Source organism: Burkholderia sp. MSh2, assembly GCF_000731655.1.
GTDB classification, from domain to species: Bacteria; Pseudomonadota; Gammaproteobacteria; order Burkholderiales; family Burkholderiaceae; genus Burkholderia; species Burkholderia paludis.
The window spans coordinates 1-22,346 of the sequence record NZ_JPGM01000028.1 but is presented as its reverse complement, the minus strand read 5'-3'; the positions used below and the strand labels follow the sequence as shown (position 1 = coordinate 22,346).

Here is a 22,346-nt window from a genome sequence, read left to right as displayed (position 1 = left end):
AAATGGCGCGCCGCGCATGTGGTGGCGTGCCGCGCGGTCCCGCTCAGCCGAGCGCGTGGGCGTCGCGCTCCATCTGCTCGCGATGATCGGGATGGGCAATGGAAATCATCTTCGGAATGCGCTGCGCAAGCGACAGGCCGCGCAAATCGGCGATCCCGTATTCGGTGACGATCACGCACGCATCGCTGCGCGGCACGGTGACGGGGCCTGCCAGCCGGCTCACGATACGGCTGTGCGCGCCCGCCGTGGCCGGCAATGCAACGACCGGCACACCGCCTCGGCTGGCCTGCGCCGCGCGCAGGAAATCGGCCACGCCGCCGATCGCGCCGACGTACGTGCCGGCGGCGACCTCGGCATTGACCTGGCCGGTCAGGTCCACCTCCACCGCCGAATTGATCGCGACGAAGCGATCGATGCGGCGCAGCACGTGCGGGTTATGCGTGTATTCGGTGCCGCGCAGCTCGAGCGCGGGATTGCGATGCGCGAAACGGCGCACGTGCGCGGAGCCGATGATGACCCCGCCGACGGTGACGCCCGCGTCGATCGTCTTGCGCGCGTTCGTCACGATGCCGGCTTCGCACAGTGTCGCGATGCCGTCGCCGATACTGCCGGTGTGCACGCCCAGGTCGCGCTTGCCGTGGAGCGCGGCCATCACCGCATCCGGAATCGCGCCGATACCCGTCTGCAGCGTCGCGCCGTCTTCCACGAGCGACGCGACGTGCCGCCCGATCGCCTGTTCCACCGGCCCGGGTGTCGTCGGCGCGGCGTCCGGGAACGACGCGTCCGACGGCACCAGCAAATCGATGTCGGCGGCGCGCAAGTAAGGCCCGCCATAGGTCCACGGCACGTCGGGATGCACTTCCGCGACGATCGCCCGTGCATGCTTCACCGCTTCGACCAGGTACTCGCGCGCGAGCCCGAGGCTGTGGCGGCCTTGCTCGTCCGGCGGCGAGACCTGCAGCATCACGACGTCGATCCGCAACGCGCCGCTGCGGATCAGCTCCGGCAGTTGCGAATAGTGCGCGGGGAGAATGTCGAGCACGTTCGCGCGCGCAAGCTTGCGGTTCGCGCCGCTGCCGCAATAGGCGAGGAAATCGAATGCGTCGGCGTGTTCGGGGGCGAGCACGTCGGCGAGGCCGATGCCGAGAAAGAGGCGAATCCGTTTCAGGTCGTGCCGCTGGGCGACCAGCGCGCGCATCAGCGTCACCGGCTCGGCGTGCGACTGCCCCCACATCACCGTATTGCCGGGACGAACGAGCGTGGAGAGTGCGGAACAGTCGCCGCCCTGGCGGGCATCGGTCGAACCGCCCGGAATCGCGGGTTCTGCGTGGTTCATGAATGGACAAGGTCGAAGGTCACGTCGCATGCTCCGGCATCGTTCGAGTCGTCCGGGTTCGTCGTCGTGACGGATTGAGGTTGCGGTGCGTCGCGCTTGCGGCGGCGGCGCATCGACGGGAGCTCCGGAGGGGCGTGATTTCCGGAACCGGGCCCGGTCGCAGGACGATGCGACGGTCATCGGCATTCATCCTGTGAGGCGCACCATGGGCCCGTCAATCCGCGGCCGGCGGTTGTTCCGTACGTCGGAACGCCGGCATCGGGCCTTTTCGTCCGCGACGCATGACCTGTCCGGCAGGACCGATTCCACATTCCCGATGCGACTTCCGAAGTACGGAATCATCGGGCGGGCGCTATTGACGCCGCGATAACCGGACCGACACTGTTGATGCTACGGCACGGTCGGGTTCCGGTCGAACGCGTGGTCAATGGCGGCCTCGTCGGCGTCCGGTTCGATGCGATGCCGGAATCGACGGGCCAGCCTGGCTCGTTGCGAGGCTCAGACAATGCAGAAGCGACGAACCGAGAACTACTTATCGAGCATGATGGTCGAACGCGCCGCGGCACGCGAGAGCGCCAATGCGGAAGACGCCGCGCTGTGGCGATGGTTCGCCGCGTTGCTCGACGAACGGCGGATACGCTGGTGCCACAGCGGACGCGGATGGCTGGTCAGCGTCGATCATCGTCACGTCGCCACCGGCACGCAGTTCGATCAGGCGATGCGGATCGCAAAGGAAAACGTCGAGGGCGGCGGCACCGCGTGCATCGATACGCCGTCTGCATCCACCGAATCCGGACGAAGGATTCGCCTCGTGAAGTAGCGGCGGTTTCGTTCATCCTGCCTGATCGCACCCCCATGATCGATCGGGTGCATGCATCCGCCTGCGACTACGATCGCCGCCGGCGATCGACCTCCCCCACATCGTCGACGACCTGTCACCCGCAACGCAGCACGATCGCGACAGAATGCGATCGCGCCCGCACGCCGCGGCTTTACCCTTAAGGGTCTCTACGCGGATCGAAGGACCTCGCGCCACACCAGTTTCACTGCACGGAATCGGATCGCCCGCTCGATTGACGGTGATATCGGCCACGCATCTAATCACCGAACGTTGCTGCGGCGGGACGTTGAAGTTTCGGATGAGACGATCGAACGGGGCGTTGGAGAATGACATCCATTGCCCTCCATAAATTAGTCATCCAAATCATTCAATCGACCACTGATTGCGACGTCACGACACGTAAATTCAGAAGAAACTTGGAGACTTTCAATGAGAAAGACGATCGCGCTTTGCGCGGCGGCAGGATGCGTCTGCGGTGCGGCACATGCGCAGAGCAGCGTGCAGTTGTACGGGATCCTCGACGAAGGCGTCAACTACGTCAGCAACGCATCGGGCCATCCCCTCTACAGCCTCGCGAGCGGCGTGCTGAACGGCAGCCGCTGGGGCTTGCGCGTGAAGGAGGATATCGGCGGCGGCTACGGTGCGGTCGCCGTGATGGAAAACGGCTTCGACGTCAATACCGGCAAGCTCGGCCAGGGCGGTCTCGAATTCGGCCGGCAGGTCTATGTCGGGCTGTCCGGCCCGTACGGCGTCGTCACGCTCGGGCGTCAATACGATTCCGTCGTCGACTCGGTCGGCCTGCTAGAGGCGGGCGATCAGTGGGGCGGCTACCTCGCCGCCCATCCGTCCGACAACGACAACTTCAACAATACCAACCGTGTCAACAACGCGATCAAGTACACCAGCCCGGTATTTCACGGGGTGACCGCGACCGCGCTTTATTCGCTGGGCGGCGTGCCCGGCCGCACCGGACGCAACCAGATCTGGTCGGCCGGCGCCAGCTACGCGAACGGCCCGCTTTCGCTGGGCGCGGGCTACCTCAACGTCCGGAACCCGAACACGTCGTTCTACGGATCGGGCGGAACCGTCGCCGCGACGGTCAACGAAGTGCCCGGCTCGAACTTCGGCGCGTCGCCCGTGATTTCGGGGTATGCGTCGGCGCAGACGCTGCAGGTGATCGGCACGGGCGCGGCCTATACGATCGGTTCGCTGACGTTGGGCGCGACGTATTCGAATACGCAGTACCGTCATCTCGGCGATACCACGTCGGGCCCCGTGCCCGCCGGCGGGATCAGCGGCACCGCGACATTCAACAACGCGGAGCTGAACGTGAAGTACCAGATCACACCGGCGTTGATCGTCGGCGCGAACTATGTCTATACGAAGAACAGCGGCGCCGATGCGACCGGGGGCGCCCACTACAACCAGGCGTCGGTCGGCGCCGACTACTTTCTGTCGAAGCGCACGGACGTCTACTTCGTCGGCACGTATCAGCGTGCAAGCGGAACCGATTCGACCGGCCGCAGCGCGGTCGCGTCGATCAACCAGTTGACGCCGTCGACGTCGAATCATCAGGTCGCGCTTCGCATCGCGATGCGACACAAGTTCTGACGCATCGCGGCGATTCCGGTCGTCGCGCCGATGTACCGCGCCGCACGAATCCGCCGCTGACTTCCGGCGGGTTCGTGCGGTGCACTGCATTTTGCCTCTGCTGCGACGAGCCGGAACCGGCCGTCGACGCACGCTCGTTACAGATCCAGAACCAGCCGCGCGGATTTCGAGCGCGAACAGCACGGCAGGAACTGGTCGTTCGCCGCGCGTTCGTCGGGCGTCAGGCAGAAATCGAAATGCTCGGGCTCTCCCGCGAGCACCCGGGTCGCGCACGTGCCGCATACGCCCTGCTCGCACGACGTCTCGATCGCGATGCCGGCCTTCGCCAGTGCCCGCACGACCGATTCGTTCTTCTCGACGACGATCACCCTGCCCGAGCTGGCGATCTCGACTTCGAACCGGCCGTCCTGATCCGTCTGCCGCGCGTCTGCCGCGAATAACTCGTAATGCAGTTGCACTTCCGGCCACCCGCTCGCGCGCGCGGTGGTCAGCACCGCGTCCATGAACCCCTTCGGGCCACATACGTACAGATGCGTACCGGGCTCGGGAACAGCGAGCCGTGCCGCGATATCGAAGCGCTGGTTTTCGCCTTCGTCGTCGAAATGAACCTGCACGCGGCCGGCATAGGGCGCGTGTGCGATGTGATCGAGAAAGGCCGTGCGCGAGCGTGAGCGCGTGCAGTAGTGCATGTCGAACGGCGCATCGATGCGCGCCAGCCGCTCCGCCATGCAGAGAATCGGCGTCACGCCGATGCCGCCTGCCAGAAGCAGGCTGCGCGTCGCGTCGTGCGCGAGTGCGAAGTGATTCCTCGGCGTGCCGATCGTCAGCGTGTCGCCGGCGTTCACGCGATCGTGCATGCCGGCCGATCCGCCGCGCGATTTCGGGTCGCGCAGGACGGCAATCCTGTAGCGATGATTTTCGTCAGGTGCGTTGCACAGCGAATACTGGCGCGTCAGGGCATCACCTTCCAGGAGGATAAGCCAGTCGGTGCATTGTCAAGCCAGGCTTACATGTGTAGTAGCCGGGCGGCACTTGTCGATGGTGGATTCGGTTCCTACCATTTGAACCTGACAGCACGCCTCGCCGATCGAGCGACGACCTGCAGTCTCATGCAGCCAGCCACGCCAACCGATGCACGACGTGTGCTGGGGCGAACTTCGTGTCGCTGTACGACGTGCCGCCATGCGCTACCTCGGCCGTATCCGTGCTCGCACAGTCTTCCCGACGCGCGTCGAAGCGAGTCCTTGCGAGGACGCGAATCGTGCCGTCCCCCGCCACACCGGAGCCACTCATGACTACAACCCCGATCAAGACCGTCACCTACCCGAACCTCGGCTGGGACACGGCCGCCGATCTCTACTTCCCGCCTGGTTTCGACGAGGGCAAGCAGTATCCGGCCATCGTCAGCACGCACCCGATCGGCAGTTGCAAGGAGCAGACCGCCGGCAACATCTACGCGAAGGGGCTGGCCGAGGCAGGCTTCGTCGTGCTGGTGCATGACGCGAGCTTCCAGGGTGCCAGTGGCGGCCTGCCGCGTTTCATCGAAGATCCGTCGATCCGCGTGTCCGACATCCGCTTCGCGGTCGACTACCTGCAGTCGCTGCCGTATGTCGACGCGGGCCGTATCGGCGCGATCGGCGTGTGCGGCGGCGGCGCCTACACCGTGCATGCGGGCATCACGGATCACCGCATCAAGGCGCTGGTGTCGATCACCGGCGTGAACTACGGCCGACTGATCCGTGAAGGCTTCGCCAACTTCAAGCCGGTCGAGTTCCTCGAGAACATGGCCGCGATGCGTACCGCGGAGGCACAGGGCGGAGAGCGCCACGTCGCCAACCTGCTGCCCGAGTCCGTGGCCGCCGGCAAGCAGGCCGGCATCACCGACATCGACGTGCTCGAAGCCACCGAGTACTACAAGACCGCACGCGGCCAGCAGCCCAACGGCGCCACGAGCCAGCTGATGTCGTTCAGCAGCGCCGCGATGGGCTGGGATGCGTTCCTGAACGCCGAAGTGCTGCTGACCCAGCCGCTGCTGGTCGTGATCGGCGACAAGCCGGGCGGCTTCGGCGCGTATCGCGACGGCCTGGAGATCTACGGCCGCGCGGCATCGAAGGACAAGCGGATCGTCGTGGCCGAAGGCTGGTCGCACTACGACCTGTACGACAAACCCGAACCCGTCGGCATCGCGATGAAGCAGGTCGTGCCGTTCTTCAAGGAAACCCTCTAGGCATCACGGCCAGCCGCGACGCCACTCACCGGACGGGCATGGCTCACGCCCGTTTTCCATTAGTCATCCAGAATAATTTTCCATGAAATCACTGCTTTCCGGAAAGACCGCCATCATCACCGGCGCCAGCAAGGGCATCGGCCTCGCTACCGCGCAACTGTTCGCGCAGGAAGGCGCCAACGTCGTGCTGACCGCGCGCAAGCAGGCCGACCTCGACGCGGCCGTGAACGGCATCGTCGCGGCCGGCGGCAAGGCCATCGGCGTGCCGGCCGACTCGGCCGACCCGGGCGCGCCCAAGACGGTCTTCGCGCAGGCCATCGAAGCCTTCGGCCAGGTCGACATCCTGGTCAACAACGCCGGTTACGGCGACATGGTTTCCATCGAGGAATGCTCGGACGAGCACTTCGACCAGGTCGTACAGGTCAACTTCGCGGGCGTGTTCCGCTTCTGCCGCGAAGCGATCCAGCACTATCTGCCGCGCAACGAAGGGGTGATCGTGAACGTCACGTCGATCAACGGCTCGTTGCCGGTCGGCGGCGTGGCCTACACGTCGACCAAGGGCGCCGTGAACACGATGACGACCAACATCGCCGTGCGCTTCTCGGGCACCGGCATCCGCTGCAACGCGGTGGCGCCCGGCAATACCGACACGCCGATGGCCCAGGCGTGGGCGGCCGGCGAACTGCCCGGCGGCACGACGATGGTCGAATACGCGGGCAAGTATGCGAACCAGGACCTGCCCTTCACGCAGCCGGCCGACCAGGCCAACGCGATCCTCTATTTCGCCAGCGACTTGAGCCGGGCCGTGACCGGCCGCGTGCTGGTGGTGGACAACGGCGCCTACATCGGCGCATGACGGGCCCGGCCGGCGTGGCGGGAGATCGGGCGCGCCGCGTGCGCGCCGGCCCGCATGCCGGCCGACGCATCGCAATCATCGTAAAAGGAGTCATCTCGTGAAGCACGTTCTCATTCTGGGCGCAAACGGCCAGATCGCCCGCTGGGTGATCGACGCACTCGCGGCCGACAGGAACATCAGTCAGACCTTGCTCGTGCGCAACCCCAAAAATCTCGGCGATACGCCGTCGAACGCGCGGGTCGTGACCGGCGACGTGCTCGACCGGACGCTGCTGCTGAACGCGGTGCAAGGGCAGGACATCGTCTACGCGAACCTTGCCGGCGCGAACCTCGACACGCAGGCGGCGGGCGTGATCGCGGCGATGCAGGCGGCGGGCGTCAAGCGCCTCGTCTTCGTGCTGTCGCTCGGCATCTACGACGAAGTGCCCGGCAAGTTCGGCGACTGGAACAACGCGATCATCGGCGAAGACCTCAAGCCCTACCGCCGCTCGGCCGATGCGATCGAGGCGTCCGGCCTGCAGTACACGATCCTGCGCCCGGCCTGGCTGACGGACGAGGATGAAGTCGACTACGAACTCACGGGCAGGAACGAACCGTTCAAGGGCACCGTGGTGTCGCGCAAGAGCGTGGGCGACCTGATCGTGCGGATCGTCGCTTCGCCCGAATTGCACGTGGGCGAGAACCTCGGCGTCAACCGGCCCGGCAGCGACGGCGACAAGCCGTACTTCATGTAAGGGATGACACGGATGACGTTGCAGAACCTGAGCGGCAGGATCGCCGTGATTACCGGCGCGTCGAGCGGCATCGGCGAAGCCGCCGCGCGCCTGCTGGCGGCCGAAGGCATGAAGGTCGTGCTGACTGCGCGCCGGAAGGAGCGGATCGACTCGCTCGCTGCCGAACTCGGCGATGCGGCGCTTGCGGTGGCGGCAGACGTCTCCGACGCCGCCGAGGTCGCCGCGCTGTTCGACACGGTGCGCGCGCACTTCGGCGGGCTCGATCTGTTGTTCAACAACGCCGGCATGGGCATCGCCGGCGCGTTCGAACACAGCCGGCCCGATGAATGGCGTACGCAAATCGACGCCAACCTGTACGGCATGCTGCATTGCACGCACGCGGCCATTCCGTTGATGAAGGGCCGCGCGGGCGCGATGATTTCTACCGTGTCCAGCGTCGGCGGCAAGACGGGGGCACCGAACTGGGCCGTGTACTGCGCGACCAAGTTCGCGGTCGGCGGTTTTTGCGAAGGCCTGCGGCAGGAACTGGCCGGCGACGGCATCCGCGTGTCGCTGATCTATCCGGGCGCCGTGCGTACCGAATGGGGGCACAACGTCCCGGCCGAAGCGATGCGCGAGCGTCGCGACGCGATCGGTGCATTGCTGCCCGATGACGTCGCCCGCGCGCTGGTGTACAGCTTCGCGCAACCGCCGGGCGTGCTCGTCAATGAACTCGAGATCCGCCCTAGCCTGCAGCTCACGCTGTAGGCGCCGCGGCCGCGCCGCGACCGATGCCGCCGCCGGGTTGCCCCGCCGGCGGCATCGCTGCGTCAGGCGGCCGAACGCACGTCGCGCTGCACCGGGAACCAGCCGGTCGTCGCGTCGATGACACCCCACAGCTTGTCGGGAATCCCGAGCTGCGGCACATCGGACGGATTCAGCTGCGTATTGATCGCGGCAGCGTCGCCTCGCCGCGCATGCTCGACCCAGCCGGGGTTCATCACGAGCCCCTTGCCCACCGCCACCACCGACACGCCCAGCGCAAGCGCGGCTTCCGCCTCAGTGGGCGTCCGGATCGTGCCGGCCGCCATCAGCGGCACGCGGCCCTGCACGATGTCGGCGACGCGCTCGATCGTGCGGCGCTCGTCGCTTGCATCGAGCGGTTTCGCATTCAGCAGGTCCACCAGCGACACGTGGATATAGTCGATGCCCGCGACGATCAGGCGATCGACCAGCGTCAGCGCATCGTCGATGCGCAGCCCGTCCGCATCGGGTTCTTCCGGCGAGATCCGGTAGCCGAGCACGAATGGACGATCCGCGTGCAGCGCGATCACGCGCTTGAGTTCAGCCACCAGCGCAAGCGGGAAGCGCATCCGGTTCTCGAGCGATCCGCCCCATGCATCCGCGCGCTGATTGAAGCGCGGCGAGAAGAAATTCTGGATCAGGAAGCCGTGCGCGCCGTGCAGTTCGACGCCGTCGAAACCGGCTTCGATCGCACGTCGCGTGGTTTCGCCGAACGCGCGGATCATCTCGCCGATTTCGTCGTGGGTCAGCGCGCGGCTCTCGAGCTCGCCGCTGTTGAACGGCCCGGGCGGCGCCTTCATCGCGCTCGCGCTGACGAGCACGCCGTCCGGCACGAGCGCCGGCACCGCCTTGTTGCCCGCGTGAAAGATCTGAAGGATCGCGGGCGCCCCGCCGCTTTTCGCGGCGTCCGCCAGCTTGCGAAGGCTCGGCACGTAACGATCGTCGTGCGCCGCGAATTCATCGGTGAAGCCGATGCCGCTTTCCGTCACGTGCGTGCAGCCGGTCAGCACCGCGCCGACGCCGTTCGCGCGGCGGCGGTAATACGCGAGTTCCTGATCGGACACCGTGCCGTCGGGATTCGACGACCAGGTGGTCATCGGCGCCATCAGCACGCGGTTGCGGAACGTGACGCCGTTGGGAAACGTGAATGGCTGGAACAGCGTCTGAAATGCCTGGGTCATGGGAATTCCTGATGGGCTGCCGCACGCAGTACGATCACGGTGCGGCATGGAGTGGAACGTGCGGCTCGACGCCGCGTTGATGTGGCGCTCGCCTCGCCGACGCCGGGCTCGCGAAACGCGGCCCGGGCCGGCGGTGCGGCGGACCCTCCTATCGTAGGGGCCGATTGGCATTACTCAAGCGCGCAAATCTGACATCAGTCGTATGCCAGACTTAACAATCGCCACCCGGGGCAACGTATCGCGGCGAAGTGGGCTCTCCCGGCACATGTAAAGACAGGCTTAACACTGAAGTCTGTTTTAGCCCATATATCTGCATCAATTTCTTGCCTACCATGACATCACATCACCTCGTTGCCACCCACCACCGGAGTTACCCATCATGCAGAAAGTCAACTTCAAGAACCTGAACGGCCAGGGCGTCACGATTGCCGCCGTGATCCACGTTCCCGCCGGTTTCGATTCGAACGCGAAGTACCCGGCCGTCGTCGTCGCGCATCCGGGCGGCGGCGTGAAGGAACAGACGGCCGGCCTGTATGCGAAGAAGCTGGCCGAGAACGGTCTGGTCGCGATCGCGTTCGACGCGTCGTACCAAGGCGAAAGCACCGGCGAGCCGCGCCAGCTCGAGAACCCGTATATCCGCACCGAGGACGTCAGCGCGGTGGTCGACTACCTGACCACGCTGCCGTACGTCGACGCCGAGCGGATCGGCGCGATGGGGATCTGCGCGGGCGGCGGCTACGCGGCCAACGCGGCCATCAACGACCGTCGCATCAAGGCGCTCGGCACGGTCAGCGCGGTCAACATCGGTTCGATGTTCCGCAACGGCTGGGAAAACAACGTGAAGGACGCCGATGCGATCCCGTACATCGCGCACGGTTCGCAGGCACGCACCAGCGATGCGTCGGGCGCGCAGCTGGCCACGCTGCCGCTCGCGCCGATGCGCAAGGAGGACGCGCCGAACAAGGAACTGGAAGAAGCATGGGAGTACTACCATACGCCGCGCTGCGAACACCCGAACGCGCCCGGCTTCATGACCGCCCGCAGCCTCAACCAGATCATCACGTACGACGCGTATAACAAGGCCGAAGCGTTCCTCACGCAGCCGCTGCAGATCGTGGCCGGCAGCGTCGCGGGCAGCAAGTGGATGAGCGACGACCTGTTCGCCCGCGCGGCCAGCGCCGACAAGCGTTTCCACGTGGTCGAAGGCGCCAACCACATGTCGCTGTACGACATCCCGCAATACGTCGACGAGGCGGTTTCCGTGCTCGCGCCGTTCTTCAAGGGCACGCTGTAACGCGGGACGCGGCCGGTGCGCGCAACCGCGCACCGCGCCGACCGCACGGACAACGAACGGATCGCCCCCTTCGCGCGGCGATCCGTTCGTGCATCTCGACCACCCTGGCACAAACCTAACTACTGTTAGTATGTCGGCATGATTCATCATGCGCAGGCAACCAGGGTATGGCCAAACGATCGAAATCGAATTCCGCCGGCACGTGCGAGACGCGCGAATTGCTGATCCGTCTTGCCGCCCGCACGTTCGGCATGCAAGGCTATTCGGCCACGACCATGCGCAACATCGCCGATCAGGCCGGCATCGAGGCCGCGAGCATCTACTACCACTTCTCGTCGAAGGAAGAACTCGTCGAAGCGGTGATGGAGCAAGGCGCCTTGCACATCGTCCATCACCTGAACGCGCAACTGGATGCACTCGGCGCAGGCGCCACCGCCGAACAGCGGTTCCGCGCGGCGGTACTCGGCCAGATGCGCGGCCTCGTCATGCACGGCGATTTCGCGGTCGCCCACGGCAGGCTGCTGGGCCAGCTGCCCGACACGATTCGCGATCGGCAGGTCGTGCGGCGCGAGCGTCACCAGACGCTCTGGAACGGATTGCTGGAAGACCTGCGTGCCGAAGGCCGACTCCGCGACGACGTGGACATTCACCTCGCGCGCATCCACATCCTGGGCAGCATCAACTCGATACAGTCGTGGTTCAACCCGCAAAAGGGCTCGCTGGAGCGGATCGCCGACCAGCTTTGCACCATGTTCTTCTCCGGTGCGGGACTGGCGTCGCGCTGATTGCCGCGCGCTTCCCCGCAACCCGCAAGCGCCGTGCGCCGCCTTCGAACCAGGGACCGGCGTGCGCGCCGAAGCACCACAGCGTCAGCATCTCGGTATAAACCCCAATGACGATCCCGGCGTTTGCGCATCAAACTAACTACCAGTTGTTAGGTAAAGCCTGACGCATGCATCCGCTGCCCCCATCAACACGCCGAGACAGTCATGACGACGCAGATGAAACCGATCCGTTCCTTCCTTTTCGTTCCGGGTAACAAGCCGACCTGGATCGAGAAGTCCATTCAGTCCGGCGCCGATGCGCTGATCCTCGATCTCGAGGACAGCGTGCCGCCGGCGCAGAAAGTCGAGGCGCGCGAGATCGTCCGCTCCAAGCTGGCGTGGCTGGCCGAGCAGAAACAGCGCGTCTGGGTGCGCATCAACCGCAGCGCGCACCTGTACGACTTCGACGACATCCTGGCCATCGTGAACCCGGTGGTCGAGGGCATCGTGATCTCGAAGCCGTGCGGGCCGGAAGACATCCACACCGTGGCGTCGATGCTGGCCGAAGCCGAGTACCGCGCCGGCGTCGAAGTCGGCCATACCAAGGTGATTCCGCTGCTGGAAACCGCCCGCTCGCTGCAGCTCGCGTATGAAATCGCGCAGCACGACCGGGTGCCGGCGATCGTCGGCGCGACCGCGAAGAACGCCGACGTGGCGCGCGCGCTCAAGACCGTCTGGTCGCTCGAAGGCCGCGAAACGCAGTTCCTGAAGTCGCGCATCGTGATGGCCGCGCGCGCCGCCGGCAAGCTGCCGATCGGCGGCGTGTGGCAGCAGGTGCACGACCTCGACGGGCTCAGGGTCTCGTCGGCGAACGACCGCCAGCTCGGCATGAGCGGCGAGCTGGTGCTGCATCCGTCGAACGTCGAGATCGTCAACCGCACCTACAGCCCCACCGAAGAAGAAGTCGCGTTCTACCAGGGCATGATCGACGCGCTCGACAAGGCCCAGGCGGAAGGCCGCGCGTCGTGCATTTATGACGGCGAGCACATCGACATCGCCCACGCGAAAACGGCACGCGAAATCATCGCGCTCGCGCAGTCGTTCAACCGCTGATTCCGCACCCGAATACGTCAGGAGACAAAAAATGGCAGGCCTTTACTTCGAAGAATTCAAGCCCGGCATGGTGATCGAGCATGCGATCCGCCGCACGGTGACCGAGACCGACAACGTGCTGTTCTCGGCGATGACCTACAACTGCGCGCCGCTGCACATCGACGCCGAATACAGCAAGAATACGATGTACGGCCAGCGCCTCGTGAACAGCATGTTCCTGCTCGCGCTGGTGGCCGGCATCACCGTGTACGAGACCACGCTCGGCACGACGCTCGGCAATCTGGGCTTCGGCGAGATCGCATTCCCGAAACCGACCTTCCACGGCGACACGATCCGCGTCGAGACCGAGATCGTCGAGGCGCGCCTGTCGAAAAGCCGCACCGACTCGGGCATCGTCACCTTCAAGCACGTGGCGCGGAACCAGCGCGACGAGATCGTGTGCACGGCCGTGCGCACGGGCCTGATGATGCTGCGCCCCGCCGGCCAGGCTTGACCTCGTTTCCGCAGGAGAACCGGACATGGACTACCAACTGAGCCCCGACCAGGTCGCGATCGTCGATGCGGCGCAGAAAATCTGCGCGGACTTTCCGCTCGAATACTGGCGCAACAAGGACAAGAACCACGAATTCCCGCACGAGTTCTTCACGGCCGTCGCGAGCGGCGGCTGGCTCGGCATCTGCATGCCGGAAGACGTGGGCGGCGCGAACCTCGGCGTGACGGAAGCGGCGCTGTTCATGCGCACGGTCGCCGAATGCGGTGGCCAGGCGGCGGCGTCGACCATCCACATGAACATCTTCGGGCTGCAGCCGGTCGTGCATTTCGGCACGGACGCGCAGAAGAAGGCGTGGCTGCCGCCGTTCGCACGCGGCGAGCACAAGGCCTGTTTCGCGGTGACCGAGCCGGATACGGGCCTCGACACCACGAAGCTGAAAGTCGTCGCGAAGAAGCAGCCCGACGGCAATTACCTGATCTCGGGCAAGAAGGTCTTCATCTCGACCGCGCAGGTGGCCGATCACATGCTGATCCTCGCGCGCACCACGCCGATCGAGGAAGTGAAGAAGCACAGCGAGGGTCTGAGCCTGTTCTACACGAAGCTCGACCGCAGGTATGTCGACATCCGCGAGATCGACAAGCTCGGCCGCGCGGCGGTCGATACCAACGAGCTGTTCATCGACGATCTGCCGGTGTCGAAGGACGAGCTGATCGGCGAGGAAGGCAAGGGCCTGAGCTACATCTTCCACGGGATGAACGCCGAGCGCGTACTGGTGGCCGTCGAGCAGGTCGGCATCGGCCGCGCGGTGCTCAACCTGGCGACGCAATATGCGAAGGAGCGCGTCGTGTTCGGCCGCCCGATCGGGCAAAACCAGGGCGTGCAGCATCCGCTCGCGCGCAACTGGGCGGAGCTGGAAGCGGCGAACCACATGATCTTCGCGGCGGCCGACCTGTACGACCGGGGGCAGCCGTGCGGCTCGGAGGCGAACGCGGCGAAGCTGCTGGCGTCCGAGGCGTGCATGAATGCGTGCCAGACGTCGATCCTCACGCACGGCGGCTTCGGCTATGCGAAGGAGTATCACGTCGAGCGGTTCATGCGCGAGGCGTGGATCGGCTACATTGCCCCTGTCACTCCGCAACTCATTCTGTCGAACATTGCCGAGCGCAAGCTCGGGTTGCCGAAGTCTTATTGAACCCGGTGATCCGCCGGGGTTTTCCCGGTTCGGGAAACGCCGGCATCGAACAGGCACGAAGAACTGTCTGCGGGCCGCGCCCGGCGCATCCGGGGCGCGCACCGGCCGCGGACCAGTTTCAGGAGACAAGCATGTCAGCTGCAAGACCGTTGGAAGGTATCCGAGTGCTCGATCTGACCGTGGCCCTGGCCGGCCCGTACGGATCGCTGCTGCTGGGTGGCATGGGCGCCGAAGTCATCCGCGTCGAATCGCCGGGCGGCGGCGACATCGCACGCAACAATCCCCCCTATGTCGGCAAGGACGGCGTCCACTTCGGCGTCAAGGGCGACGACGAGGTGTCGCTGACCATCCTCAACCGCGCGCGCAACAAGAAAAGCATCACGCTCGACCTGAAATCGGAACAGGGCAAGGCGCTGTTCATGGCGCTGGTCAAGGAATCCGACGTCGTCATCGAAAACGCCAGCGAGGGCGTGACGGCGCGGCTGGGCGTGGATTACGAGAGCGTGCGCGAGGTCAATCCGCGGATCGTCTACGCATCGATCAAGGCGTTCGGCGAACCGAGCCCGTACAAGAACCTGAAGGGCATGGACATCATCGTCCAGGCGCTGTCGGGGATCATGGACGTGACCGGTTTCGCCGACGGTCCGCCGACCCGCTCGGGCCTGCCGATCGCCGACCTGATCACGCCGCTGTACGCCGTCAACGGCATCCTCGCCGCGCTGATTCACCGTGGCCGCACCGGTGTGGGCCAGTCGGTGCAGGTGTCGATGCTCGACTGCCTGTCGTCGCTGGTGGCCGAGGAGCATTTCGACGTGTTCCTGAAGCACGGCTACTCGAAGCGCTCGGGCAATTTCCAGGACCGGCTGGTGCCGTTCGGCGTCTACGGCACGCGCGACGGTCACGTGGCGATGGTGGCGTTTCAGCCAGACTGGTTCCAGAACCTGATGGAAGCCGTGGGCCGGCCGGAGATCGTCACCGACCCGCGCTACGCGACGCGCGGCCCGCGCATGAAGCATGCGGCCGAGATCAACGCGATCATCGAGGCGTGGACGAGCCGCCACAGCACCGAGGAAGTCATCGCCGAGTTGCAGGTCAGGCGCGGCGTGCCGGCCGCGCCCGTGCGCTCGCCGATCGACGTGCTGAAGGACCCGGTGCTGCAGGCGCGCGGCGCCGTGGTCAAGCTGGAGCACCCGGGGCTGGCCGACGTCGACGCGATGGGCATGGGCCTGCCGATCAGGCTGTCGCAGACGCCCGTGCAGTTCGACCAGCCGGCGCAGGAACTCGGCGCCGCCAACGACGAGATCTACCGGGGGCTGCTCAAGCTGTCCGACGATCGCCTGCGGCAACTGCGCGAACAGGGAGTGATCTGACCATGACCGCCGTGCCACCCCGTCGCGGCCCGCTCGCGGGCATCCGGATCGTCGAGATCGCGGGCATCGGCCCCGGGCCGCTGGCCGCGATGTTCCTGGCCGACCTGGGCGCGACCGTCATCCGCGTGGACCGCAAGGAGCCTTCGGGGCTCGGCGCGCCGCGCCCCGTCGAGTTCGACCTGGGCCTGCGCAATCGCAAGTCCGTGCGCGTCGACCTGAAGGATCCCGCCGCCGTCGAGCTGGTGCTCGAGCTGATCGACCGGGCCGACGGCCTGATCGAGGGCTTTCGTCCCGGCGTGATGGAGCGCCTCGGCCTCGGCCCCGAACCGTGCCTGGCGCGCAACCCGCGCCTCGTCTACGGCCGCGTGACCGGCTGGGGGCAGGACGGCCCGCTGTCGCAGGTGGCCGGGCACGACCTGAACTACATTTCGATCACCGGCGCGCTGCATGCGATGGGCCGCGCCGGGCAGGCGCCGACGCCGCCGCTCAACGTGCTGGGCGACTATGCGGGCGGCTCGCTGTACCTGGCCTTCGGGCTGCTCGCGGGCATCCTCGAAGCGCACGGTTCCGGGCAGGGCCAGGTGGTGGACGCCGCGATGGTCGACGGCGTGGCCTCGATCATGACGGTGACGATGGGCCTGCATGCCGCCGGCATGCTCGACAAGGCGCGCGGCACGAACCTGCTCGACACCGGCGCGCCGTTCTACGAGGTGTACGCGTGCGCCGACGGCAAGTACGTCAGCGTCGGCCCCATCGAGGGCAAGTTCTACCGGCTGCTGCTCGAACAGCTCGGGTTGCAGGACCATCCGCGGCTGCAGGCGCAGATGGACCGCGCGCAATGGCCCGACGCCAAGCAGATCCTCGCCGCGAAATTCAGGGAACGCACGCGCGACGAGTGGGCGCAACGGCTCGGCCATCTCGACGTGTGCGTGGCGCCCGTGCTCGACTTCGACGAAGCGCCCGACCATCCGCACGTGAAGGCGCGCGGCACGTTCATCGACCTGGACGGCGTCACGCATCCGGCGCCCGGCCCGCGGTTTTCGCGCACGCCCGCGGCACACCCCGAACCGCCTGCGCCGCCGACGACCGACAACGCGATCGCCGCGCTGCAGGACTGGCTGCCCGACGCGCGCATCGACGCCTTGCGCGCGCAGGGCACATTCATCTGACCGGCGGCGCACATGGCCGGCGATCGCGTCGCGCGCGCCGCACGGCGGCCGTCAGCGCACTCGCCGGTGTGTTCCCCTCGATGGTTTTCCGCTCGCGCCCGTCGCGCTCCCGAAGCGCGCGGGCCGTGCAACTGGCAAGGACGCAACCGACATGACATCGCTCTCCCCCGAACTCGCGGCGCTCGATCGCCTGACGAGCGGCCGCTCGACATGCCGCGCCTATCGACATCAGGCGCTGGATACCGAACTGATCCGCGGCATCGTCGGCATGGCGGGCCGCTCGGCCTCATGGTGCAACGTGCAGCCGTGGCAACTGGTCATCACCGAAACGCCCGAGAGCACCGAACGCTTTCGGCAGGCGCTGATCCAGCGGGTCGACGCGCATCCGGACAACGAATCGGACCTGCCCTTCCCGCCGAGCTATGAAGGCATTTACCGCGAACGGCGACGCGGCGCGGGCATCGCGCTGTATTCGGCGCTGGGCATCGGCCCGAAGGACACCGAGCGCAGCGCCGAGCAGGCATTCCGCAACTTCCGACTGTTCGACGCGCCGCACGTGGCGATCGTCACGGTGCCCGCGGAGCTGGGCCCGTATGCGCTCGTCGACGCGGGCGGCTTCGTGTCGTCGTTCCTGATCGCGGCCTATGCGCACGGCGTGGCCACCACGCCGCAGGGCGCGCTGGCGCGCCATGCCCGGTTCGTGCGCGAGTATTTCGGCATTCCCGATACGCAGCAGATGATCTGCGGCATCTCGTTCGGCTACGCGGAAGACGCGCATCCGGTCAACCGGTTCCGCACCACGCGCGCCGACGTGGACGACCTCGTGCGCTTCGCCTGAGCCGGCCGGCCGTCGCACGCGTATCGCAGCAAGGGACGAGGAGAATCGCGCATGACCGCACGCATTCACGAACTGCTGGATCGATGGCTGTCCGAGGCCCCCGGGCGCCCGTTCATCCATCTCCCCGATCGCAGCCTGAGCTACGCGGACGTCGGCGCATTGGCCGATGCGCTCGAACGCGAGCTGCGGGATGACGGCGTGCGCCGCGGCGACCGCGTGCTGGTGGTGGCCGAGAACTGCGCCGAACATGCGGCGCTGCTGATCGCGTGCAGCCGCGTCGGCGCGTGGTCGTGCGGCGTCAATGCGCGCATGGCGCCGGGCGAAGTCGACGCGTTCGCGGGCAAGGCCGATGCGCGCGTGCTGTATTTCACGTCGGGCGTATCGCCGGCGGCGGCCGCGCATGCGGCGCGGCACGGCGGCCGCCCGTCATGCGTGAACGGCCTCGCGCGCAGCGCCGTGCTCGCGGCGCGGGTCGAACCGGAGCCGCTCGCCAGCGACGTGGCGGCCGTCATCTTCACGTCCGGGACCACGGGCGCGCCCAAGGGCGTGATGATGACGCACCGCGGCGTGCTGCATTTCGCGCGGGTATCGGCCGAATCGCGCGCGCTGGGCCCCGACGATCGCGTCTACGCGTATGCGCCGATGACGCACATCTTCGGCCTCGGCACGGTGCTGCTGGCATCGCTGCACGCGGGCGCGGCACTCGAAATGCGGCCGCAATTCGAACCTGCGGAGCTGTTCGACGCGCTCGCGCACCGCCGCGTGAGCCAGGTGCAGGGGCCGCCGATGCTGTTCTCCCGGTTGCTGCGGTATTGCGCGGAGCACGGCATCGTCCGTCCCGACGCGCCCTGCCTGCGCTATCTCTACGCCGGCGCCGGGCCGCTCGACATGGCGCTCAAGCAGCAGGTCGAGGCGTTGTTCGGGCAGCCGCTGCATCACGGCTACGGCCTGTCGGAATACGCGGGCTCGCTGCACGCCACCCGCCTCGGCGAAACGCGCGGCGACACCAGCGCGGGCTACGCATTCCCCGGCGCCGAGTTGCGCATCGTCGAGCCGGCCAGCGGCCGGACGCTGCCCGCCGGCGCGCGCGGAGAGATCTGGCTGCGCGGCACGGGCCTGATGCCCGGCTATTTCCGCGACCTGCAGGCCACCGCCGACGTGATGCGCGACGGCGGCTGGTACGCATCGGGCGACCTGGGCGAGCTGCATGAAGACGGCGCGCTGTTCATCGTCGGGCGCCTCAAGGAAATGATCATCCGCTCCGGGTTCAACGTGTATCCGGCCGAAGTGGAACAGGCGCTCAACCGCTTCCCCGGCATCCTGAACTCGGCCGTCGTCGGGCACAAGGAGGCTGACGGCAACGAGGCGGTCGTCGCATTCGTCGAGCTCGATGCCGCGCATCCGCCGGACGAAATCGCGTTGCGCCGGTACTTGCGCGAACAACTCGCGCCGTACAAGCATCCGGCACGCATCATCCCCGTCGACACGCTGCCGTTCAACAGCAACGGCAAGCTGATGCGGCGGCAATTGCTGGAACGGCTCTAGCCCGTACGCGTCTCCCCAGGGCGCGTTCGCGCCGATAACGGGCTTGCGCGGGGCCCTAGCCCAGCCAGCGCGCGTCGGGCCAGCACCCCTCGTCGAACGTGGTTTTCACGCAGTCGAGCAGCACGCCGACCACGCAGCGCACCGGCGCCGTGGCCTGCCGGCTGCTGGGCGCCGCCAGCACGATCGTGCGCTTGATGCCCGGGGCCGCGAGCGGCGCCGCGCACAGCGTGCCCTGCTCGACTTCCCGCGTGACGCCGACGGCCGGCAGGATCGTCCAGCCGTGGCCTTGCGCGACCAGATCCTTCTGCACGCTCAGCGCATTGGTTTCGGTGACGACCCGCAGCGTCACGTCCGCCTCGGCCGCCGCATGCTCGATCGCCGCGCGCAGGCCCTGCGGTGCGGACGGCAGGATGAACGGCTCGCTCGCGACGCGCGACAGCGCGAGCGGCCGCTTGCGCGACAGCCCGGCCGACGGTGCGGCCACCGCCCACAGGCTTTCCTCGATCAACGCCTTGACGTGCAGCGCGGGCGTTTCCTTCTGCCCGTACAGCAGCGCGGCGTCCACGTCCCCGGCTTCGAGCCAGTCCTGCAGATGCCCCGCGTAGCCGATCGTGAGCCGCAGGCGGATGTGCGGGTAACGCCGCGCGACCTCGCTCGCCAGCCGCGTGGCCAGCAGATCCGACGTGCTGGCCAGCAGGCCGATGCTCACGATGCCGGCGACCGGCCCGTCGGTGGGCTGAATCTCGGCCTTGGCGCGCGCCACCTCGTTGAGGATGCGCCGCGCGTATTCGAGCATCGTCTTGCCCGACGGCGTGAGCTGCATCCCGTGACGGCCGCGCTCGAACAGCTCGGTCCCCATGTCTTCCTCGAGCAGGCGCAACTGGCGCGACACCGCCGGCTGCACGAGATTCAGCAGGCTCGACGCGCGCGTGACGTTGCCGGTTTCGGCCACGGTGACGAAGGCGCGCAGTTGCTTGAGATCCATCGCAGGGTCCTCGATACCGAAAACTGATACATCGATCAAAAAATTCTATTTTTTAACGAATCCATCAAAACTTATTATGGGCCTAACCGATGCCAATGACGAGACAGGATTCATGAGCGCCTCCATTTTTTCCGCCCCCGACCAGTACCAGGCAATCCGCGACGCCGTGCGCGGCCTGTGCAGCCAGTTCCCCGCCGAGTACCACCGCAAGATCGACGAGGAGCGCGGTTATCCCGAGGCGTTCGTCACCGCGCTCACGCAGGCCGGCTGGCTGGCCGCGCTGATTCCGCAGGAATACGACGGTCCCGGCCTGTCGATGGCGGAAGCGTCGGTCATCATGGAAGAGATCAACCGTTCCGGCGGCAATTCGGGCGCGTGCCACGGCCAGATGTACGTGATGAACACGATCGTGTTCAGCGGCACCGACGCGCAGAAACGGCGCTACCTGCCGCGCATCGCATCGGGCGAGCTGCGCGTGCAGTCGATGGGCGTGACCGAGCCCACCACCGGCAGCGACACCACCAAGCTGAAGACCACCGCCGTGAAGAAGGACGGCCGCTGGGTCATCAACGGCCAGAAAGTCTGGATCTCGCGCGTGCAGCATAGCGACCTGCTGATCCTGCTCGCGCGCACCACGCCGCTCGACCAGGTGCAGAAGAAGAGCGACGGGCTGTCGTGCTTCATCGTCGAGCTGGACAAGGCGATCGGCAACGGCCTCACCGTGCGCCCGATCCTCAACATGGTCAATCACGAGACCAACGAACTGTTCTTCGACAACCTCGAACTGCCGGAAGACGCGCTGCTCGGCACCGAGGGCAAGGGCTTGAAGGTGATCTTCGACGGCCTGAACGCCGAGCGCACGCTGATCGCCGCCGAGTGCATCGGCGACGGTTACTGGTTCCTGGAGAAGGCGCGCGACTACGCGGTCGAGCGCAAGGTGTTCGGCCGCCCGATCGGGCAGAACCAGGGGATCCAGTTCCCGCTGGCCGAATCGTTCATCGAGCTGGAAGCCGCGAACCTGATGCGCTGGCGTGCGTGCGAGAAGATCGACGCGCGCCAGAACGCGGGCGTCGAGGCCAACATGGCCAAGTACCTGGCCGCGAAGGCGAGCTGGGAAGCGGCGAACGCGTGCCTGCAGACGCACGGCGGCTTCGGCTTCGCATGCGAATACGACGTCGAGCGCAAATTCCGCGAGACGCGCCTGTACCAGGTCGCGCCGATTTCCACCAACATGATTCTGGGGCACGTGGCCGAGCACGTGCTGCAACTGCCCCGTTCCTACTGATTCCCGAAGGATGTCTTTCATGAAGATTCTCGTACCCGTCAAGCGCGTGGTCGACGCGAACGTGAAGGTCGGCGTGAAGTCCGATCAATCCGGTGTCGACATCGCGAACGTGAAGATGTCGATGAACCCGTTCGACGAAATCGCGGTGGAAGAAGCGGTGCGCCTGAAGGAAGCGGGCGTCGCGACCGAAGTGATCGCGGTATCGGTCGGTGTGGCGCAGGCGCAGGAAACGCTGCGCACGGCGCTGGCGATCGGCGCGGATCGCGCGATCCTGGTCGAGTCGAACGACGGCGTCGAGCCGCTGGCCGTCGCGAAGATCCTGAAGGCGCTGGTCGACAAGGAACAGCCGCAACTGGTGATCCTCGGCAAGCAGGCGATCGACGACGATTCGAACCAGACGGGCCAGATGCTGGCCGCGCTGTCCGGTCTCCCGCAAGCGACGTTCGCGTCGAAGGTGACGGTCGCAGACGGCCGCGCAACGGTCGCACGCGAAGTCGACGGCGGCGCGGAAACGCTGTCGCTGTCGCTGCCGGCGGTCATCACGACCGACCTGCGCCTGAACGAGCCGCGCTACGTGACGCTGCCGAACATCATGAAGGCGAAGAAGAAGCCGCTGGAAACCGTGAAACCGGAAGACCTCGGCGTGGATGTCGCGCCGCGTCTGAAGACGCTGAAGGTGGTCGAGCCGCCGAAGCGCGCGGCCGGCGTGAAGGTGCCGGACGTGAAGACG

Annotated in this window: 20 protein-coding genes and 1 pseudogene; 17 read left to right on the top strand and 4 right to left on the bottom strand. The window is 66.6% G+C overall.

All coding sequences use genetic code 11. The annotated features are described in order from the left end of the window. Positions 1-43: 43 nt before the first annotated feature. Positions 44-1,336 carry an acetyl-CoA hydrolase/transferase family protein gene (locus tag GQ57_RS18430; protein WP_034198642.1) on the bottom strand — a complete coding sequence of 431 codons (1,293 nt, stop codon included), beginning with the start codon at positions 1,334-1,336 and terminating at the stop codon, positions 44-46. A gap of 505 nt (positions 1,337-1,841) precedes the next feature. On the opposite strand from GQ57_RS18430, the gene GQ57_RS43770 reads away from it, so the two are divergent. Then, a complete protein-coding gene (locus GQ57_RS43770; RefSeq protein ID WP_235215086.1) occupies positions 1,842-2,156 on the top strand; it encodes a hypothetical protein in 315 nt (104 codons plus the stop codon). A gap of 450 nt (positions 2,157-2,606) precedes the next feature. Further along, on the top strand, positions 2,607-3,788 hold the full coding sequence (locus GQ57_RS18420) for a porin (RefSeq protein WP_034198641.1): 1,182 nt from the start codon (positions 2,607-2,609) through the stop codon (positions 3,786-3,788). Between the two features lie 137 nt (positions 3,789-3,925). On the opposite strand, the pseudogene GQ57_RS18415 reads toward GQ57_RS18420, so the two are convergent. Then, positions 3,926-4,750: pseudogene (locus GQ57_RS18415) on the bottom strand (PDR/VanB family oxidoreductase); the annotation flags it as partial. Positions 4,751-5,079: 329 nt separating this feature from the next. Here GQ57_RS18415 and GQ57_RS18410 point away from each other — a divergent pair. The 4 genes from GQ57_RS18410 to GQ57_RS18395 all read left to right on the top strand — a co-directional run bounded on the left by GQ57_RS18410 (position 5,080) and on the right by GQ57_RS18395 (position 8,351). Next, positions 5,080-6,015 carry an alpha/beta hydrolase gene (locus GQ57_RS18410; RefSeq protein ID WP_031397789.1) on the top strand — a complete coding sequence of 312 codons (936 nt, stop codon included), beginning with the start codon at positions 5,080-5,082 and terminating at the stop codon, positions 6,013-6,015. 82 nt (positions 6,016-6,097) lie between these two features. After that, complete coding sequence (locus GQ57_RS18405; protein WP_031397790.1) at positions 6,098-6,871, top strand: SDR family NAD(P)-dependent oxidoreductase; 774 nt, start codon at positions 6,098-6,100, stop codon at positions 6,869-6,871. A 97-nt stretch (positions 6,872-6,968) separates the two neighbouring features. Then, on the top strand, positions 6,969-7,604 hold the full coding sequence (locus GQ57_RS18400; protein ID WP_031397791.1) for an SDR family oxidoreductase: 636 nt from the start codon (positions 6,969-6,971) through the stop codon (positions 7,602-7,604). Positions 7,605-7,616: 12 nt separating this feature from the next. Then, complete coding sequence (locus GQ57_RS18395) at positions 7,617-8,351, top strand: SDR family oxidoreductase (RefSeq protein ID WP_034198640.1); 735 nt, start codon at positions 7,617-7,619, stop codon at positions 8,349-8,351. 62 nt (positions 8,352-8,413) lie between these two features. On the opposite strand, the gene GQ57_RS18390 is transcribed toward GQ57_RS18395, so the two are convergent. After that, positions 8,414-9,568 (bottom strand): NADH-dependent flavin oxidoreductase, encoded by a 1,155-nt coding sequence (locus GQ57_RS18390; RefSeq protein WP_034198639.1) that lies wholly within the window; start codon positions 9,566-9,568, stop codon positions 8,414-8,416. A gap of 379 nt (positions 9,569-9,947) precedes the next feature. Between GQ57_RS18390 and GQ57_RS18385 the strand changes: the two genes are divergently transcribed. From GQ57_RS18385 to GQ57_RS18345, 9 genes are all read left to right on the top strand, one after another. Next, entirely contained in the window at positions 9,948-10,862 is a 915-nt protein-coding gene (locus GQ57_RS18385; RefSeq protein WP_031397794.1) for an alpha/beta hydrolase, read from the top strand. A 167-nt stretch (positions 10,863-11,029) separates the two neighbouring features. After that, positions 11,030-11,647, top strand: coding sequence for a TetR/AcrR family transcriptional regulator (locus GQ57_RS18380; RefSeq protein ID WP_034198638.1), 618 nt, complete (start codon positions 11,030-11,032; stop codon positions 11,645-11,647). Between the two features lie 204 nt (positions 11,648-11,851). Next, positions 11,852-12,739: an HpcH/HpaI aldolase/citrate lyase family protein gene (locus GQ57_RS18375; RefSeq protein WP_034198637.1), complete on the top strand. Its 888-nt coding sequence runs from the start codon at positions 11,852-11,854 to the stop codon at positions 12,737-12,739. Between the two features lie 31 nt (positions 12,740-12,770). After that, complete coding sequence (locus GQ57_RS18370; RefSeq protein ID WP_031397797.1) at positions 12,771-13,232, top strand: MaoC family dehydratase; 462 nt, start codon at positions 12,771-12,773, stop codon at positions 13,230-13,232. Positions 13,233-13,257: 25 nt separating this feature from the next. Then, positions 13,258-14,424 (top strand): acyl-CoA dehydrogenase family protein, encoded by a 1,167-nt coding sequence (locus GQ57_RS18365; protein WP_031397798.1) that lies wholly within the window; start codon positions 13,258-13,260, stop codon positions 14,422-14,424. Between the two features lie 131 nt (positions 14,425-14,555). Continuing rightward, complete coding sequence (locus tag GQ57_RS18360; RefSeq protein ID WP_034198636.1) at positions 14,556-15,794, top strand: CaiB/BaiF CoA transferase family protein; 1,239 nt, start codon at positions 14,556-14,558, stop codon at positions 15,792-15,794. 2 nt (positions 15,795-15,796) lie between these two features. Further along, positions 15,797-16,963: a CaiB/BaiF CoA transferase family protein gene (locus GQ57_RS18355; protein WP_034198635.1), complete on the top strand. Its 1,167-nt coding sequence runs from the start codon at positions 15,797-15,799 to the stop codon at positions 16,961-16,963. Between the two features lie 151 nt (positions 16,964-17,114). Continuing rightward, positions 17,115-17,801, top strand: a complete 687-nt coding sequence (locus GQ57_RS18350; protein WP_031397801.1) for a nitroreductase family protein — start codon at positions 17,115-17,117, stop codon at positions 17,799-17,801. A 51-nt stretch (positions 17,802-17,852) separates the two neighbouring features. Beyond that, the gene (locus tag GQ57_RS18345) at positions 17,853-19,346 is read left to right on the top strand and encodes a class I adenylate-forming enzyme family protein (protein ID WP_034198634.1); all 1,494 of its coding nucleotides are present in this window, start codon (positions 17,853-17,855) and stop codon (positions 19,344-19,346) included. A gap of 55 nt (positions 19,347-19,401) precedes the next feature. Here GQ57_RS18345 and GQ57_RS18340 read toward each other — a convergent pair whose 3' ends face one another. Then, a complete protein-coding gene (locus GQ57_RS18340) occupies positions 19,402-20,331 on the bottom strand; it encodes a LysR family transcriptional regulator (RefSeq protein ID WP_034198633.1) in 930 nt (309 codons plus the stop codon). Between the two features lie 112 nt (positions 20,332-20,443). Here GQ57_RS18340 and GQ57_RS18335 point away from each other — a divergent pair, with 112 nt between their 5' ends. Both GQ57_RS18335 and GQ57_RS18330 read left to right on the top strand, forming a co-directional pair. Further along, positions 20,444-21,616 carry an acyl-CoA dehydrogenase family protein gene (locus tag GQ57_RS18335; protein ID WP_031397804.1) on the top strand — a complete coding sequence of 391 codons (1,173 nt, stop codon included), beginning with the start codon at positions 20,444-20,446 and terminating at the stop codon, positions 21,614-21,616. Positions 21,617-21,635: 19 nt separating this feature from the next. Continuing rightward, on the top strand, positions 21,636-22,346 hold a 711-nt coding region (locus tag GQ57_RS18330), incomplete at its 3' end, for an electron transfer flavoprotein subunit beta/FixA family protein (protein ID WP_034198632.1).